Below are 1255 nucleotides of genomic sequence, written 5' to 3'. Positions count from 1 at the left end.
ATAGTTACGTCACTTGGGAGGGTATAAAAGAAGCCTTGTATACTCCATTAAAAGACGGTAGCAGTCCGGTGGGGCACAAGGATTTTAAAGACCGATATTACAAGTTAAGGCAGGTAGCGGAACGGGCTGGCTGCAAAAAAGCACTGGACAAGCTAGAAAAAATTGACCCTACCCAAACAGTATTTGCTGAATCCCAAAGTATAGACTTGGATACCTTGTTAAGTTTACTAGACAAAGAACGCAACACTGATTATCGTTCTGTCAAAGAGAATAATGCTCGTGATGGTTGGTGTTGGGTTAGTGCAATGTGTACTTTATATGGGTTAAGACCGTCTGAAGTAGCAGCAGGTCAAAATTTAACTAAGCCAGTTAAGATTGATGGCATTACCTTCCCAGTCATATCTGACCCTACCAACATTGAGTTAGTGTTAGTGATTGGAGAATTTACCTATTTTGGGGGTTCTACTAAGACAGGTTGGAGGTTAGCTATCCCAATGAGTAAAGACAAGGTTCTAATTAACCGCCTAGGGATTCATAACGTTTATCTACCTGTTACTGAGTCTAAAAATCCAAAAATGTTTAATAATAATCATCGCAACTGGTTATCACGACATAATTGGGGACTAACTCAAGCCTATGCCTTTCGACACCTTGGAAACCAACTAGGGGAGATGAACGGGATACCACAGGAAATCAGAGCGCGTTCGTTTGGTCACTCGGTGTCAGTTAATGATGGCAAGTACAAAAAACGTCGCCATCTTGCGACAGAGTTAGGCATCCTAACAAGACATCAAAGGCAACCATTACCGCTAGAGATGGGGAAACAAGTCCTGATTAATATCGGCATTAATCCAGACCTACCAGAGGTTAAGGCAATTATCAGAGCTCTTTACCAGCTTGATGATTAATCCCCAATAAACCCACAACACAATACCCTCTAGGCTAAATACCTAGGGGGTTTTCCTTTTGCACTAACTCCTAAATGTGCGATCGCTTTTGAGTGCACTAGAGTAACGGTAGAATAGGGGTTATAGGCTATAAAACGGGTTCGAGCCCCGTCAGTCCCGTTTTTTCTATTTCCTTATCCTGACGGCGATAGCGGGAATTTACTTAACCCGATAGTCGTACCGTCACACACAAAATACACTCAACTCAGTCTTAGCACACGGGACAATTAGCGCATATCCCTCAGCAACAAATCTTAATTATTGACGGGTTAATCAATAAGCACAACTTAATCAATCTGTCAAATACC

General features: G+C 42.0%; 1 protein-coding gene. It reads left to right on the top strand.

The annotated features are described in order from the left end of the window. The coding region (locus P5674_RS24865) for a recombinase (RefSeq protein WP_315670404.1) at window positions 1–908 on the top strand (908 nt) is incomplete at its 5' end. Window positions 909–1255: the final 347 nt, after the last annotated feature.

Origin of the sequence: Limnospira sp. PMC 289.06, from assembly GCF_032350395.1 — a bacterium.
GTDB lineage: Bacteria > Cyanobacteriota > Cyanobacteriia > Cyanobacteriales > Microcoleaceae > Limnospira > Limnospira platensis.
Note: the sequence above shows the minus strand (reverse complement) of the source record. Positions and strands in the feature narration are given on the sequence as shown.